14 protein-coding genes are annotated in these 15325 nt (G+C 69.7%); all 14 read left to right on the top strand.

Going from position 1 to position 15325, the window contains the following annotated elements; translation table 11 throughout:
* Nucleotides 1-144 precede the first annotated feature (144 nt).
* The 14 genes from ABZ570_RS11130 (at nucleotide 145) to ABZ570_RS11065 (ending at nucleotide 15249) form a co-directional block, all read left to right on the top strand.
* Nucleotides 145-2511, top strand: coding sequence for a penicillin acylase family protein (locus ABZ570_RS11130; RefSeq protein WP_358060412.1), 2367 nt, complete (start codon nucleotides 145-147; stop codon nucleotides 2509-2511).
* A gap of 665 nt (nucleotides 2512-3176) precedes the next feature.
* Nucleotides 3177-3752, top strand: a complete 576-nt coding sequence (locus tag ABZ570_RS11125; protein ID WP_358060409.1) for a TerD family protein — start codon at nucleotides 3177-3179, stop codon at nucleotides 3750-3752.
* A 148-nt stretch (nucleotides 3753-3900) separates the two neighbouring features.
* A complete protein-coding gene (locus tag ABZ570_RS11120) occupies nucleotides 3901-4479 on the top strand; it encodes a TerD family protein (RefSeq protein ID WP_358060406.1) in 579 nt (192 codons plus the stop codon).
* Between the two features lie 153 nt (nucleotides 4480-4632).
* Entirely contained in the window at nucleotides 4633-5778 is a 1146-nt protein-coding gene (locus tag ABZ570_RS11115) for a DUF475 domain-containing protein (protein ID WP_358060404.1), read from the top strand.
* Between the two features lie 150 nt (nucleotides 5779-5928).
* Nucleotides 5929-6534, top strand: coding sequence for a hypothetical protein (locus tag ABZ570_RS11110; protein WP_358060401.1), 606 nt, complete (start codon nucleotides 5929-5931; stop codon nucleotides 6532-6534).
* Nucleotides 6535-6611: 77 nt separating this feature from the next.
* The gene (locus ABZ570_RS11105; RefSeq protein WP_358060398.1) at nucleotides 6612-7187 is read left to right on the top strand and encodes a TerD family protein; all 576 of its coding nucleotides are present in this window, start codon (nucleotides 6612-6614) and stop codon (nucleotides 7185-7187) included.
* Nucleotides 7188-7254: 67 nt separating this feature from the next.
* Nucleotides 7255-8484 carry a toxic anion resistance protein gene (locus tag ABZ570_RS11100; RefSeq protein WP_358060395.1) on the top strand — a complete coding sequence of 410 codons (1230 nt, stop codon included), beginning with the start codon at nucleotides 7255-7257 and terminating at the stop codon, nucleotides 8482-8484.
* Nucleotides 8485-8522: 38 nt separating this feature from the next.
* Nucleotides 8523-9008, top strand: a complete 486-nt coding sequence (locus tag ABZ570_RS11095) for a hypothetical protein (RefSeq protein ID WP_358060392.1) — start codon at nucleotides 8523-8525, stop codon at nucleotides 9006-9008.
* Between the two features lie 8 nt (nucleotides 9009-9016).
* On the top strand, nucleotides 9017-9571 hold the full coding sequence (locus ABZ570_RS11090) for a TerD family protein (protein WP_358060389.1): 555 nt from the start codon (nucleotides 9017-9019) through the stop codon (nucleotides 9569-9571).
* Complete coding sequence (locus ABZ570_RS11085; protein WP_358060386.1) at nucleotides 9568-10386, top strand: hypothetical protein; 819 nt, start codon at nucleotides 9568-9570, stop codon at nucleotides 10384-10386. Before ABZ570_RS11090 ends, ABZ570_RS11085 begins: the two co-directional genes overlap by 4 nt.
* Before the next feature lie 63 nt (nucleotides 10387-10449).
* Nucleotides 10450-11610, top strand: a complete 1161-nt coding sequence (locus ABZ570_RS11080; RefSeq protein ID WP_358060383.1) for an HpcH/HpaI aldolase/citrate lyase family protein — start codon at nucleotides 10450-10452, stop codon at nucleotides 11608-11610.
* Nucleotides 11607-13115 carry a phosphoribosyltransferase family protein gene (locus ABZ570_RS11075; RefSeq protein ID WP_358060380.1) on the top strand — a complete coding sequence of 503 codons (1509 nt, stop codon included), beginning with the start codon at nucleotides 11607-11609 and terminating at the stop codon, nucleotides 13113-13115. Before ABZ570_RS11080 ends, ABZ570_RS11075 begins: the two co-directional genes overlap by 4 nt.
* The gene (locus ABZ570_RS11070) at nucleotides 13019-14212 is read left to right on the top strand and encodes a cysteine protease StiP family protein (protein WP_358060374.1); all 1194 of its coding nucleotides are present in this window, start codon (nucleotides 13019-13021) and stop codon (nucleotides 14210-14212) included. The genes ABZ570_RS11075 and ABZ570_RS11070 overlap by 97 nt, the downstream gene beginning before the upstream one ends.
* Nucleotides 14209-15249: a hypothetical protein gene (locus ABZ570_RS11065; RefSeq protein WP_358060371.1), complete on the top strand. Its 1041-nt coding sequence runs from the start codon at nucleotides 14209-14211 to the stop codon at nucleotides 15247-15249. Before ABZ570_RS11070 ends, ABZ570_RS11065 begins: the two co-directional genes overlap by 4 nt.
* Nucleotides 15250-15325 lie beyond the last annotated feature (76 nt).

Raw genomic sequence — 15325 nt, 5'->3', positions numbered from 1 at the left:
TCCCCTGCGGGCAACCCCGGAGCGACCTGGTGGTCATCCCCGATGTCCGGACCGGCGAGCGTCGTTAGCGTCGGTCGGGAATGGACAGTCGACCCACGGGGAGGACGTTCGAATGACCCAGCCACACCCCCGGCGGGCGGCCCGATGAGGCGGCTCGCCACCGCGACCAGCGCCGTGGTCCTGGTCGCGGCCGGTCTCACCGCCACCACCGGCCCGGCCGCCGCCCACGGCGACGGCTACTCGGCCCTCATCCAGCGCGCCTCGTACGGCGTACCGCACATCACCGCCCGCGACTTCGCCAGCCTCGGCTACGGCGTCGGCCACGTCCAGGCCGAGGACAACATCTGCATCATCGCCGAGACCATCGTCACCGTCCGAGCCCAACGGTCCCGCTGGTTCGGTACGACCGGGGAGGCCGCGGCCAACGTCACCAGCGACCTGTTCCAGCAGAAGGTCATCGACGACCGGGTCGTCGAGCGGCTGCTCACCGGCCCCCGCGACGGCGTGCGCTCGCCCTCGGACGAGGTACGCGACCAGCTGCGCGGCTTCGCCGCCGGCTACAACGCGTACCTGCGACGCACCGGGGTGGCGAACCTGACCGACCCGGCCTGCGCCGGCAAGCCCTGGGTGCAGCCGATCACCGAACTGGACCTGTGGCGGGCGCACTGGACGAACATGGTCCGGGCCGGCTCCGCCGCCCTCGCCGACGGCATCGTCGCCGCCGCCCCGCCGGGCCGGGACGCCCCGGTACGCCCCGGCGAGATCACCGGCCAGTTGCCCGCCCCCGAGGCGGCGGCCCTGGTCGCCGCCACTGACGGCGCGCCGGCCGGGGTGGGCAGCAACGCGTACGCGCTCGGGCGCGCCGCCACCGCCGGCGGGGCGGGCATGGTGCTGGCCAACCCGCACTTCCCCTGGGACGGCCCGGACCGGTTCTACCGGATGCACCTGAAGATCCCCGGCCGCTACGACGTCGAGGGGGCGGCCCTGGTCGGCGACCCGCTCATCGAGATCGGCCACAACGGCCGGGTGGCCTGGAGCCACACCGTCTCCACCGCCCGCCGCTTCGCCTGGCACAAGCTGACCCTCGTCCCCGGCGACCCGACCAGCTACCTGCACGACGGCAAGCCCCGGAAGATGACCGCCCGCACGGTCACCGTCCAGACCCCCGGCGGGCCGGTCAGCCGTACCCTCTACGACACCCACTTCGGCCCCGTCGTCGTGGTGCCCGGCCGGTTCGACTGGACGGCCGACACCGCGTACGCGATCAGCGACCCCAACGCGGCCAACAACCGCACCCTCGACGGCTGGCTCGCCATGGGCCGGGCCCGGTCGGTGGCCGACCTGCGGGCGGCGCTCGACCGGCGGCAGTTCCTGCCCTGGGTCAACGTCATCGCCGCCGACAGCGCCGGCAAGGCCCTCTACGCCGACCACTCCGTCGTACCCCGGATCACCGACGACCTCGCCGCCGCCTGCATCCCCGCCGCCTTCCGCGACCTGTACGCCGGCAGCGGCCAGGCCGTCCTCGACGGCTCCCGCTCCGCCTGCGAGCTGGGCCGGGACCGGGACGCCGCCGTGCCGGGCATCCTCGGCCCGGCGCACCTGCCCACCCTGGTCCGCAGCGACTACGTGACCAACTCCAACGACAGCTACTGGCTGGCCAACCCGGCCCAGCCCCTGGAAGGCTTCCCCCGCATCATCGGCGCCGAGCGCACCGAACGCAGCCTGCGTACCCGGCTCGGGGTCCACCAGGTGCGGCAGCGCCTCGCCGGCACCGATGGGCTCCCCGGCACCCGCTTCACCACCGCGAACCTGTGGACGGTCACCCTCGGCAACCGCGCCTACGGCGGCGAGCTGGTCCGCGACGACCTGGTCAGATCGTGTACGGCCCACCCGGTCGCCACCGCCTCCGACGGCACCCGCGTCGACCTGACCGCCGCCTGTGCCGCCCTGCGCGGCTGGGACCTGCGGGTCGACCTGGACAGCCGGGGCTCGCACGTGTTCACCGAGTTCGCCCGCGCCGGCGGCCTGCGCTTCGCCGACCCGTTCGACCCCGCGAACCCGCTCACCACGCCGAGCCGGCTCGCCGTCGACGACCCCCGGATCCGGACGGCCCTGGCCGACGCCGTCCAGCTGCTCGACGGCATCCCGCTCGACGCCCGCCTCGGCGACATCCAGACCGAGCCGCGCGGCGCCGAACGGATCCCCATCCACGGCGGCTGGCCCGAGGCGGGCGTGTTCAACATGACCATCAACGTGGTGGAGCCCGGCGTCGGATACCCGAAGGTGCTGCACGGCACCTCGTTCCTGATGGCCGTCGAGCTGGGCCGGGACGGGCCGTCCGGCCGGCAGATCCTCACCTACTCCCAGTCGGCCAACCCGAACTCACCCTGGTACGCCGGCCAGACCCGGCTGTACTCGGGCAAGGGCTGGGACACCGTCAAGTTCACCGAACGGCAGCTCAAGGCCGACCCGAACCTGGTCACGTACCGGGTGGGGGAGCGCCGCAGCTGAACAGCGTGAATGACCGGTGCGGGCCGATGGCGACGTGCCGCGGCCCGCACCGGCCTTCGATCGAGCCTGTCCTGGACGTCGACCAATGCGGAAACCAGGTGAACACGACCGTGGGCGGCATCGTCGCAGCGCAGCGGTACTGAGCGGCGTGCGCGCGTCGGCTATGGAGACTGCGCCGGGCCGGGTGCGGGGCGAGGAGCCGTTGTGCCGGTGGGCGCCGCCCTGTCAAGCCTCTGTTCAGCCCGCCGCCGTCCCGGTAAGGCTGTCGCATCCACGACAGTCGACATTGGTGAGCAGGCGGCCACCATCCGCGCATGATGCTCTTCGTCTTTTGTGGCAATTCTGCCCCGACCAGGGCAAATGCCTCCACTCGGCCGGTAGTTGCTTGGGGCAAAGTATCGGCACTAAGGGCGATTGATATCGCAGACGGGGGAGCGGCGACCAGCCGATCGGTTGCCCTTCTCTGGTCCCGTGGCCGGGACCCTGAGCGGTAGTGTCCCAGGAACCGCTGGTGGGGTGCTGGCAGAGGCTGAATCGGGAGCCGGTCTTGACGACCGTGGCGTGTTGTGCCCGCCGCATAGCATCAGGCCCAGCGCGACCATGACGGCCAAGGGGCCGAGCTGAAGCAGGGCGTAGACGCGCCGAGAAAGAACTGGGGAGATTCAGTGGGAGTCAGCCTTACCAAGGGTGGGAACGTCTCGCTTACCAAGCAGGCCCCTGGCCTGGCCGCCGTAACGATCGGTCTCGGGTGGGATGTCCGCACCACGGATGGCCAGGCCTTCGACCTGGATGCCAGCGCCATCGCCTGTGACGGCGTCGGCAAGGTGCTTTCCGACAAGCATTTCGTCTTCTTCAACAATCTGGTGAGCCCCGATGGCTCGATCGAGCACACCGGCGACAACCTCACCGGCGACGGCGACGGCGACGATGAGCAGATCAAGGTGAATCTGGTCGGGGTGCCGGCCGAGGTCGCCAAGATCGTCTTCCCGGTGTCCATCTACAACGCGGAAGCTACTGGTCAGACCTTTGGTCAGGTCCGAAATGCGTTCATCCGCGTCGTGAACCAGGCCGACAACTCGGAGATGGCGCGCTTCGACCTGTCCGAGGACGCGTCGACCGAGACCGCGATGGTCTTCGGCGAGCTGTACCGAAACGGCGCGGAGTGGAAGTTCCGTGCCGTGGGCCAGGGCTACGCCTCCGGGCTGGGCGGCATTGCCCGCGATTTCGGCGTAACCGTCTGACTCCTTGCGGTCATGGGGCACCGCGCGTAGCCATCACCCCCTCGGGCGGCTCCGGATGTGCGGGCGTCAACTCTGCCCCGTCACAGCTCGGGTGGCAAGGGCGGCGAGAAGCGCCGCCGCAGCAAAGGAAAGCTTCAGGAGGATCCACATGGGTGTCAGCCTCAGCAAGGGCGCGAACGTCTCTCTCACCAAGCAAGCTCCCAACCTGACGGCGGTGGTAGTGGGGTTGGGCTGGGACGCCCGTACGACGAGTGGCGCGTCCTTCGACCTGGATGCAAGCGCGCTGATGCTCAACGCCTCCCGCAAGATCTTGTCGGACCAGCATTTCGTGTTCTTCAACAACCTGGTCAGCCCCGATGGCTGTGTGGAGCACACCGGGGACAACCTGACCGGTGACGGCGATGGCGACGACGAGTCGATCAACGTGAATCTCGCCGGGATGTCGACAGAGGTCGACCAGGTTGTGATCGCTGTCTCGATCTACGACGCCGACGTTCGTGGGCAGTCTTTCGGTCAGGTCCGCAACGCCTACATCCGGATCCTGAACCAGACCGACGGCAACGAACTCGCGCGCTACGACCTGTCCGAAGACGCGTCGACCGAGACCGCGATGATCTTCGGAGAGCTCTACCGCCACGGTGGCGACTGGAAGTTCCGGGCGGTCGGTCAGGGCTACGCCTCCGGTCTGGCCGGTATCGCCCGGGACTTCGGCGTCAACGTCGGCTGATTCACCCCGCCGCTGCGGTTGGCACTGCCGGGGAACCTGGAGAGGAGTGCCACGTTCGGCGTCATTCGCCGAACGTGGCGCACTCACAGAACCACCAACTGGGCAGGGCTCCCCGCGCCCCCGCAATTGTTACCACGTAATTAAGGAAAAGCTGTGCTACTGAGAAACTTCGGGGGGTCCTTCGCCCTCACCGCCGTGGGCCTCACCCTGGCCCTGCTCTACGGCGGTCCCGCCGCCTTGGCGATCGCGGCGATTCTGGCCATCCTGGAGATCTCGCTGTCCTTCGACAACGCCGTGGTGAACGCGACGGTGCTGGAGAGGATGAGCCCCTTCTGGCAGAAGCTCTTCCTGACCGTCGGCATCGCGATCGCCGTCATCGGCATGCGGATGGTGTTCCCGCTCATCGTCGTCGGCGTCACCGCACAGCTGTCACCCGCCGAGGCAATCACGCTCGCGCTTGAGAAAGGCGACCCGGCGACGCCTGGGACGTACGGGTACCTGCTGAATGAGGCGCACCCGGCGATCGCCGCCTTCGGTGGCGTCTTCCTGCTGATGCTGTTCCTCGACTTCGTGTTCGAGGAGCGCGAGATCAAGTGGCTCTCCTGGCTGGAGCGTCCACTTGCCCGCATCGGCAAGCTTGACCAGCTCTCGGTCGTCGTGGCAATGGTCGCGGTGGTGATCGTCGCCTACGGCTTCGCGCCGCCGGGGAAGACGGCCACCGTCCTGGTGTCGGGCATCCTCGGCATGGTCACGTATGTCCTGGTCAACGGGCTCGGCGAGCTGTTCGAGGCTGACGAGGACGCCGACGAGGTGCAGAACCTGCCCGGGATCCACGGCGGGCTGGAGCGGATCGAGCAGGCAGCCAACCGGGGCGGCATCGGCCGGCTCGCCGCGAAGACCGGCAAGGCCGCCTTCTTCTCCTTCCTCTACCTGGAACTCCTCGACGCCTCCTTCAGCTTCGACGGGGTCATCGGCGCCTTCGCCATCACTTCCGATCCGATCATCATGGCCATCGGTCTGGGCATCGGCGCGCTCTACGTCCGATCGCTGACGGTCTACCTGGTACGCCAGGGCACGCTGCGCGAATACGTCTACCTCGAGCACGGCGCTCAGTGGGCCATCGGTGCCCTGGCCGTCCTGCTGCTGTGCACCATCAAGCTGGAGATTCCCGAGGTCGTCACGGGCCTCGTCGGCGTCGGCCTCATCACCTCCGCCTTCCTGTCGTCGATCATCCGCAATCGGCGCAGCTCCGGCAGGGACGGCGAGGACGCCGAACCGCGCGAGCTCAGCCCCGTCTGACGATCCGTTCCGCACTGCCCACTACGAGCCGTCCTGGCGGACGCTCCAAGGAAAGAGTTGTCAACTATGGCGATTGACTACAACAAGCGGCCGAAGACCCCTTCCCCACCAGCGGGAGCAGGCCAGGGGACACCGGTCTCGTTGTCGAAGGTGACCCTGACCAAGGCCGCTCCAGCGGTCTCCCTGACGAAGCAGGGATCCGCCAGCGGTGTGCTGCGGATCAATCTGAACTGGAATGCGCGCCCGCCCGGACAGGGCGGTGGCATCTTCAGACATCGCGCCGGTTCGATCGACTTGGATCTCGGCTGCCTGTACGAGTTCACCGACGGCTCCAAGGGCGTGGTCCAGGCGCTGGGAAACGCCTTCGCCGCGCAGCCGTACGGCGCTCGAGAGCCGGTCATCTGGCTCGACGGCGACGACCGGTCCGGCGCGAACTCCGCCGGCGAGAACCTGTTCATCAACCTGGCCTACACCGCTCAGATCCGGCGGGTGCTGGTGTTCGCCCTCATCTACGAGGGGGTGCCCAACTGGGCGGCCGCCGACGGGCTGGTGACGCTGTACCCGGCCAACGGCCCGCAGGTCGAGGTGCGTCTGGACGAGCCCCGGGACGGGGCCCGAATCTGCGGTATCGCCATGCTCGAGGCGACCAACGGCGACCTGTCCGTGCGCCGGGAGGTCAGGTACGTCAACGGGGCCCAGGACGCTCTCGACCGCGCGTACGGGTGGGGGATGAACTGGCGCTCGGGCCGCAAGTAGCGAGCAGAGCAGCAGGCAACAGCACGGACACCGACTGTGCCGCCCCAGGGCGGTCAGCGAGAGGAAGGTGCACGACCATGACCGTGAGCTTGACCAAGGGACAGAAGGTCTCCCTGACCAAGGCCGGCGGTGGCGCGCTGACCCGGGTCCGGATGGGCCTGGGTTGGGATGCCGCCCCCAAGAAGGGCCTGTTCGGCACGAGGAAGCAGACGATCGATCTCGACGCGTCGTGCCTGCTCTTCGGCGCCGGCGGAGACCTGGTCGACCAGGTCTGGTTCCGGAAGTTGAAGAGCCGCGACGGCGCGGTGCGGCACACGGGAGACAACCTGACCGGCGACGGCGACGGCGACGACGAGTCCATCGAGGTGGACCTCCCTCGCCTCTCCGCGGCGGTCAAGACGCTGGTCTTCACCGTGAACTCGTTCACCGGCCAGGACTTCTCGCAGATCGAGAACGCGTTCTGCCGGCTGATCGACGAGTCCACCGGACGCGAGGTCGCTCGCTACGACCTGACCGGGTCCGGCCGGCACACCGCGCAGATCATGGCGAAGCTGGTCCGCGAGGAGCAAGGGTGGTCGATGACGGCGATCGGGGCGGCGGCCTCCGGTCGGACCTTCCGTGACCTCCTCCCGGTGATGGCCGCGCACCTCTGAGACGCGGACCGCGTCCGCACAGCACACATCGATCAACACCCCTTAGTACGTCAAAGGAGCATCGGCGATGTCCGAACTCGACCTCGGCGCGTCTGCCACACCGACCGTTCCCGCTCCGTCCGGCGACGGCGCGCTGGTCCTCACTCCGCCGGCACCGGTGGTGGTGGTGGAGAAGGAGCAGGCCGCCGGTGCGGTCGCGGTGGACGACGCCAAGCAGCGGGAACTGCGCAGCCGGGCGGAGGCGTTCGCCGCGGAGCTGGCCGCCCTGGACACGCGCTCACCTGCCTTCAGCGACAAGGTGAACGCCATCACCTCCATGGGCGAACGGGAGGTCCGCGCGTCGGCGAGCGTCTCCAGCCGGATGCTGGATCGCCCCGCCGCGGCCGTGCGATCCGGGCGGGGAGGCGGTGGATCGGACGCCCAGACCCGCGTCGCGAACACCCTGGCCGAGCTCCGGTCCACGGTCACCGAGCTGGACCCGGCCCGCGCCGACCTGACCGGAGCGAAGCGGGTCCTCAAGTTCCTGCCCGGCGGTGACCGCCTCCAGCGTTACTTCGCCCGCTACCAGTCCGCACAGAGCCACCTCAACGCGATCATCAAGGCGCTCGAATCCGGGCAGGACGAGCTGCGCAAGGACAACGCCAGCATCGAGACCGAGAAGGCGAACATGTGGGCCATGATGGGCAAGCTCGCCGAGTACAACGAGCTCGCCACTGCCCTCGACGCCGCCGTCGAAGCCAAGGTGGCCGCGCTGGAGGCGGCTGGCCGAGGCGAGGACGCCAACACGTTGCGCTCCGACGCGCTGTTCCCGATCCGGCAGCGCCGGCAGGACATCATGACCCAGATGGCGGTCGCGGTGCAGGGCTACATGGCGCTCGACCTGGTTCGGAAGAACAACATCGAGCTGATCAAGGGGGTCGACCGGGCGCAGACCACGACCATCGCCGCACTGCGTACCGCCGTCATCGTGGCGCAGGCGCTGGCCCGGCAGAAGCTCGTGCTCGACCAGATCACCGCCCTGAACACGGTGACCTCCGACCTCATCGAGTCCACCTCGGTTCAGCTGCGGATGCAGGGTGCCCAGATCAGCCAGCAGGCGGCGAGCACGACGGTCGAACTCGGCAAGCTCCAGGCCGCCTTCGACAACATCTTCCAGACGATGGACGCCCTCGACACGTTCCGGAGCCAGGCGCTGGACAGCATGGCCCAGACGGTGAACGCGCTGGAGGGGCAGATCGAGCGCGCCAAGCCGTACCTTGAGCGGACCCGGCGCGGCGAGGGCCAGCCCTCCGCCTAGGCCGTCTTGAACCGGCAAATCGGAAGAGTGGGACACGGATGGTGAGCTGGTTCCGCCGACGGCGGGAGGATGCTCCGACGCCGCCGGACGCGCCGCCGGAGGACGATCCGGCGGCGCTCGGCGAGCAGCTGCGAGGGCTCGTCCGCTTCATCAACGAGAGCTCCGGCCGCCTGCCCGGGGAGTCGGTGGTCACCGCCCGCCGGATCACGGACGTGCTGCGGGAGATCATCGACAGCGCCGAGGTGCGTGCCCTCGACGTGTACGCGGTCATCTCGGTGAAGGCGACGGTGGGGGACTACCTGCCGGCGACGCTGACCCGGTTCCTGGCCATCGACCCCAGTCAGCTCAACGTGCCCAGCGCCGCCGGCCCGACCCCGGTCGAATCCCTGCAGGTCCAGCTCGATTCGCTGCTCGATTCCGTCGTGGACCTGTTGGCCGCGACGCGAGCGCACGACGCGGACGCCCTTGCGGCGCACGGCAGGTTCCTGCACACGAAGTTCTCCCGATCGGACCTCGAAATCTGATGGCAGTGATGAAGCGCGGGGCCAACGTGGCCCTCACTCGCGAGATACCCGACCTGACCGGCATCGTCATCGGGGTCTTCTGGGATGCCGGGTCCGAGGCCGTCCTCGCGGAGAATCTGGTGGCCGCGACCATCCTGTGCGACTCGGCCAGCCGGGCCGTCTCCGACGAGCATTTCGTGTTCTTCAACCAGCTGAGTTCCCCGGACCTGACCGTCCGGCAGTTGGCGGAGGTGCTCGGCGCGGACGACGAACAGATCGAGCTGGACCTCGACCAGGTCCCGGCTGAGATCAGCCGGATCGTGGTGGTGGTGTACGTCAACGAGGGCCCGGTGCGTCGCCGCGCACTGGGGCAGTTGAAACACTGCGGCATCCGGGTGATGAACCTGGCTGACAACCGGGAACTCGTCCGGTCGGAGAACCTGGCCCAGTGGCTGACCAACGAGACCGCGCTCGCCCTCGGCGAGGTCTATCGGCGGGGCACCGAGTGGAAGTTCCGGGTCATCGGTGAGGGCTACACCAGCGGCATTGCCGGCATCGCCGCCGACTACGGGGTGACCATGTGAGCATTCCGGATCCCCGGAACGCGGTGCGCCGGCACGACCTGCCGTTCCTGCGGCGCCGCGTCCGACCGGCAGCCGCCCCGGTGCCCGCTCCGACGCCGGCCCGCGTGCCCGCTCCGACGCCGGCCCGCGTGCCCGCTCCGGCGCCCGCCTCGCCGCCCGGCGGAGCCTCGCTGGACCTTTTCCCGGCAACACCCGCACGGCCGGCGGCGGCACCGCGGCCCGCTGCCACGCCGGCCCGTAAACATCCCGTCCGCCGGGCGCAGGCCGGCACCAACGTGCTCACCCCGGCCGCGCCGGCGCTGACCCTGACCCGACTCCAGTCCGGCATCGGCACGCTCACCATGCAGGCGCGGTGCGCGGCTGACGTGGGCGATCTCCGGCTGGGCTGCGCGTACCAGCTGCGCTCGGGTGAGACCTCGACGGTGCACCCGACCGACGGGCGCGACCTCGGCCCCCGCGGGTCGGCGCGCCCGGTGATCGTCGCCCGCCGGGACCGGTACGACGAGATCAGCCTCGACCTGCGGCAGTGCCGGGAGATCGAGCGCCTGATCGTCTACGGATTCTCCGAACGGGACCTGGCGCTGCGCTGGGGCGGTGCCCTCGTCGTCACGGCCTTCGGTGGTGCCCGGATCGAGTTGCCCCTCGACGGCCCGCCGTCCCCCGGCGTGCGGGTGATCCTCTCGCTCTACAACATTCGCGGAGAGTTCGTCCTTCGCTCCGAGATGGAAATGGTCGACGGCTCGGTGCGCGAAGCCTGTCGCGCCTACGGCTTCGACCGCATCACCTGGCTGGACGCGCAGACGCCCCTTGACTGAGAGCCGGCAGGGGGCAGCAGGCAACTCCCGACCCGGTGCCGGCAGCAACGAACGGAACCCACGATGCGGCACTACGACTTCCTGCCCGGCTCGGAACGAGAACGGCTCTTCTTCCGCGCTCCGGAGCACTTCACCCCCGACGACCGGCTCGACGTGCTCGGGGCCGCGCTCGGCGCGACCCTGTACTGCCCGGCGACCCGACCGCAGCTCGCCGCCGACCTGGCCACGCGGGTCACCCAGGGCCTCATGAGCGTGGTCGTATGCCTGGAAGACGCGATCGCCGACGAGGACCTTCCCGTCGCCGAACGGAATGTCGTGGCGCAGCTTCGCGCGTACGCCGAGACCGGCGCGGACGCGCCGATGATCTTCGTCCGGGTCCGGTCGGCACACCAGATCCCGTTGATCGTGAACGGCCTCGGGGAGCACGTCCGCGTGCTGTGCGGGTTCGTGCTGCCGAAGTTCACGCAGGAGACCGGGCCGGCCTTCCTCGACGCCGTCACCGAGGCCAGCGCGCTGGTCGGTCGTCGGCTCCTCGCGATGCCGGTCCTCGAGTCGCCGGACGTCATCTTCGCCGAGTCACGGACCAGCGTGCTCCTCGGAGTGCGACAGCTGCTGATGAAGCACCGGGAGCACGTTCTCGCGGTCCGGATCGGAGCCACCGACCTGTCCGCCGCGTACGGGCTGCGCCGCTCCCGGGACCTCACGGTCTACGACGTGCGGTTGATCGCCGACCTCATCGCCGACGTCGTCAACGTGCTGGCCCGCACGGACGACAGCAGGTTCCTGGTCACCGGCCCGGTCTGGGAATACTTCTCCCACGCAGAACGCATCTTCAAGCCCCAACTGCGGGAGTCACCGTTCCTGGAGTCGGCCGAGCGGACGCTCCGCGCCGAGCTGATCGCCAAGGACCTCGACGGCCTCATCCGTGAGGTCACGTTGGACATGGCCAACGGGCTGACCGGCAAGACAGTCATCCATCCCAGTCACGTCGCCGTCGTGCACGCGCTGTCGGTGGTGACGCACGAGGAGTACTGCGACGCGGTCGACATCCTCGGCACCCAGGCGCGGGGCGGGGTGAGCGCGTCGACGTATCGGAACAAGATGAACGAGAGCAAGCCGCACACCGCGTGGGCCGAGCGGATCATGCAGCGTGCGTACGTGTTCGGCGTCGCCGACGAGAACGTCTCGTTCGTCGACCTGCTGGGCGCGGGGCTGCAGCGGTGAGCGAGGTGTGGGGCGGCCAGTGGGTCGCCGAACGGCTGCGGCTGCGCCTCGCCACCGGCTCGCCCGCCTCCCCGCTGGCGCTGACCGACCTGGTGGGGCTGGCTCTTCGGCGCAACCCGCGCCGCACCCACCTGCTCGTGTCGTCCGTGCTCGGCAAGCACGTCCCGACCCACCCGGCAATCGTGTACGGGGCGGGTCGTCTCCTCGGAGCCCTGGCCGCCGACCACATCGCCGGGCGGGACAGCGGCGTCGCAGCGGCCGGTGCCCTGCTGCTCAGGTCCGCGCTCAAGGGCTCACCCGATGCCGCCGCCGAGCTTCTGGCCAGGTGCGCCGAGCACGCCGACAGCCCGCCCGCCGGCTGGCCAGCCGTGATCGAGTCGGTCACCGTGCTCGGCTACGCGGAGACCGCCACTGCGCTCGGACACGCCGTCGCCGACGCCCTGGGCGCGGACTACCTGCACTCGACCCGACGTCGCCCACCGGGGGTGCGCGAGGCCGGCCGTTTCGAGGAGGAACACAGCCACGCCACCCGTCACCTGCTGCTGCCCGAGGACGCGACGATGCTGGCGCGCCACGGGCCGCTGCTGCTCGTCGATGACGAACTCTCCACGGGGCAGACCGCACTGAACACGATCGTCGCCCTGCACGCCCGGGCACCCCGGTCCCGGTACGTGATCGCCACCCTGGTCGACCTTCGCTCGGCCGCCGACCGGGCCCGGATGGCGTCGGTGGCGGCCTCACTCGGGGTCGGCATCAGCGTCGTCGCGCTGGCCGAGGGACACATCCAGTTCCCTCCTGACGCCGCGTCGATCGGCCAGCAGCTCATCACCGATCACGACCTTCCCACCGATCCGCCCGCGGGTCACACCACGCCGCGACGCCTGCCGCTCAAAGGATGGACGGGCGTCCGGGAGGGCGGCCGGCACGGGTTCCACCACCAGGACCGGGCGGCTCTCCGGGCCGCCAGCAGCCGGGTCGCCGCGCAGGCCGCGGGCGTTCTCGCCGGCAACCGGGTCCTCGTGCTCGGGTTCGAAGAGCTGATGTACGCGCCGCTGCTCATCGCGGAGCGGCTCAAGGACCTGCTGCCCGATGTCGACATCCGCTTCTCCAGCACGACCCGGTCCCCCGTGGTCGCGATCGACGAACCCGGATACGCCATCCGTACCCAGCTCATCTTCCCCAGCCACGATGATCCGGCCGACGGGCCGGGGCCCCGGTTCGCCTACAACGTGGCACCCGGGGCAGATCCGGACCACCGCTTCTCCGACATCGTCGTAGTCGTCGACGACGTCGGCGACACCGCCGCACTACACGCCCCGGGCGGGCTGCTCAGCCAGCTCACCGGCTGCTGCGACCAGGTCCACCTGCTGACCCTGCCGTCCTACCTACCCCTGCCGGAGCCCACGCCGTGTCTGCCTGCGCCTTCGCCCATCGCGGCCTGCCAGAACCCCTACACGGACCGAGCTTTGGCAGCTACCACCCTGACGAGGTGGCCTGGCTCCTGACCGACCTGTCGAACGCGGAGCTCGAGGCCCCCACCGAGGAGCGGGAGGAGGCCGTCCAGTCCGGCCGGGCGCACTACGCGGCATCGCTGCCCGTGGAGTACCAGCCGAGCACCGAGTACCAACAGTTGTTCCAACGCGAACTCGCCTCGTCGGCGGCGCAGCTCGCTCGCGCGGTCGGTGTCGTCACGGAGCTGGTTCTCGCCGATCGCGGTAGGGACGCCGTACTGGTGTCGCTGGCCCGTGCCGGCACGCCGGTGGGCGTACTCATGCGGCGGTGGGCCAGGTTCGCGCACCAGCTCGACCTGCCGCACTATTCGTGCAGCATCGTCCGCGGCCGGGGGATCGACACCGTCGCGCTGGCGTACCTCGCTGCGCACCATCGACCGTCGGACGTCGTGTTCGTCGACGGCTGGACCGGCAAGGGCGCCATCTCACGCGAGCTGGCCGATGCCGTCTCGAAGGCAAACGCCGAGCTCGGCCTCGTCGGCGAAGGCCGGTTCGCGGCGGACCTGGCAGTGCTGGCCGACACCGGGCGGTGCGTGGAGATCTACGGCACCAGGGAGGACATTCTGGTGCCATCGGCCTGCCTCAACTCCACGGTGTCCGGCCTGGTCTCGCGGACCGTGCTCAATGACGATCTCATCGGGCCGGGCCAGTTTCACGGCGCGAAGTTCTATTCGCACCTGGCCGGAGCCGACGTGTCCAACCAGTTCCTCGATGCCGTCACCGCCGAGTTCACCGCCGTGGCTGACGAGGTCGCCCGCGACTGGCCGGTGCTGCACGCCGCGGACCGGTCGCCCAGTTGGTCGGGATGGCAGGTGGCGGAGGCCATCAGCCGGGAGTACGGCGTCGGCGACGTCAACCTCGTCAAACCCGGTGTGGGCGAAACAACGCGGGTGCTGCTTCGCCGCATCCCATGGAAGATCCTGATGCGGGCCGACGCGGCCGGAGACCTCCGGCACATCCGGATGCTGGCCGAACAACGGGGTGTCAGCATCCAGCTCGTGGACAGTCTTCCCTACCGCTGCGTTGGTCTCATTCGGCCGAGGCGCGCCACGACGGTGTCGGCGACGAGGGCGGATGGGGGTGCGTATTGAGGCAGCCGGCTGCGCTGCTCGTAGCCAGTGACCTCGATCGCACCCTGATCTACTCGCGGCGCGCCCTGGCCCTGACGGTCGGTGAGCAGCCGCCACTCATCTGCGTCGAGCATCACCGCGGGGAGGGCTCGTCGTTCATGACCGCGCGGGCCGGCCAGCTCATGCGCGACCTGTCCGCCGTGGCAACCGTGATGGCGGTGACCACACGTACTCCTGAGCAGTTGGACCGGGTGCGGCTGCCCGGACGCCCACACCGGTTCGCGGTGGCGGCCAACGGTGGCCTGTTGTTCATCGACGGCCAGGTCGACGCGGGGTGGAGCCGGCAGGTCCGCGGACGCCTGGCCGAATCCGCCTCACTCAATGAGGTGTTGACCTACACCGGCCAGGCGTCGCACCAGCCCTGGATGCTCAGGCTCCGTACCGTCCCGGACCTGTTCTGTTACGCGGAGGTCGACCGCCCTCAACTGCCGGCCGACTGGCTCCTGCAGGCAACCGAGTGGGCTGCCGAGCGCGGTTGGCGCGTGACACTGCACGGGCGAAAGCTCTACTGGTTGCCGAGGACGCTCACGAAGTCCGCTGCGGTTCGGGAGGTCGTCGACCGGATCGGCGCCGGCAGAGTGCTTGCTGCAGGTGACTCGTCGCTGGACATCGACCTGCTGGAAAACGCCGATCTCGGCATCCACCCCCGGCACGGTGACCTGTTCGCCTCGGGCTGGTCCGCGCCGCACGTGACTCCCACGGCCGAGATCGGTGTGCTCGCCGGGCAGGCCATCCTCGAGCGGTTCCGCACCATTGCACAGGAGCACGCCGAGGCGCAGATGGGGTGCCACAGCGGCCGGATCCATCCACTGCGGCGCCCGCAATCTGCTCCTGGTTCAGCCAACCGGAATGGGCGGCAGATCGAACGCGTCGTTGCGCATCCGCAGCAGCGCGTAGGAGGCGCCGGCGAAACCGACGGCGGCGACCCGGAGTCCGAGGCCCTGCGCGACGCAGCCGGGCACGATTCCGGAGATGAACCCGGCCAGGTCCCCCAGTAGGGCGAGCAGCGCGCCGGCGGTGGCCAGCCGTGGCGCGCCACGGCTGGCGACCCAGGCGACCGCGAACGTGGCGGGG

The organism is Micromonospora sp. NPDC007271 (assembly GCF_040634005.1).
Lineage (GTDB): Bacteria > Actinomycetota > Actinomycetes > Mycobacteriales > Micromonosporaceae > Micromonospora.
This window is presented reverse-complemented; position numbering and strand designations above follow the sequence as displayed.

Coding starts and splice junctions, on each gene's coding strand:
- ABZ570_RS11095 (WP_358060392.1), top strand. CDS start 8,523: ATGGTGAGCTGGTTCCGCCGACGGCGGGAGGATGCTCCGACGCCGCCG.
- ABZ570_RS11130 (WP_358060412.1), top strand. CDS start 145: ATGAGGCGGCTCGCCACCGCGACCAGCGCCGTGGTCCTGGTCGCGGCC.
- ABZ570_RS11080 (WP_358060383.1), top strand. CDS start 10,450: ATGCGGCACTACGACTTCCTGCCCGGCTCGGAACGAGAACGGCTCTTC.
- ABZ570_RS11100 (WP_358060395.1), top strand. CDS start 7,255: ATGTCCGAACTCGACCTCGGCGCGTCTGCCACACCGACCGTTCCCGCT.
- ABZ570_RS11120 (WP_358060406.1), top strand. CDS start 3,901: ATGGGTGTCAGCCTCAGCAAGGGCGCGAACGTCTCTCTCACCAAGCAA.
- ABZ570_RS11105 (WP_358060398.1), top strand. CDS start 6,612: ATGACCGTGAGCTTGACCAAGGGACAGAAGGTCTCCCTGACCAAGGCC.
- ABZ570_RS11090 (WP_358060389.1), top strand. CDS start 9,017: ATGAAGCGCGGGGCCAACGTGGCCCTCACTCGCGAGATACCCGACCTG.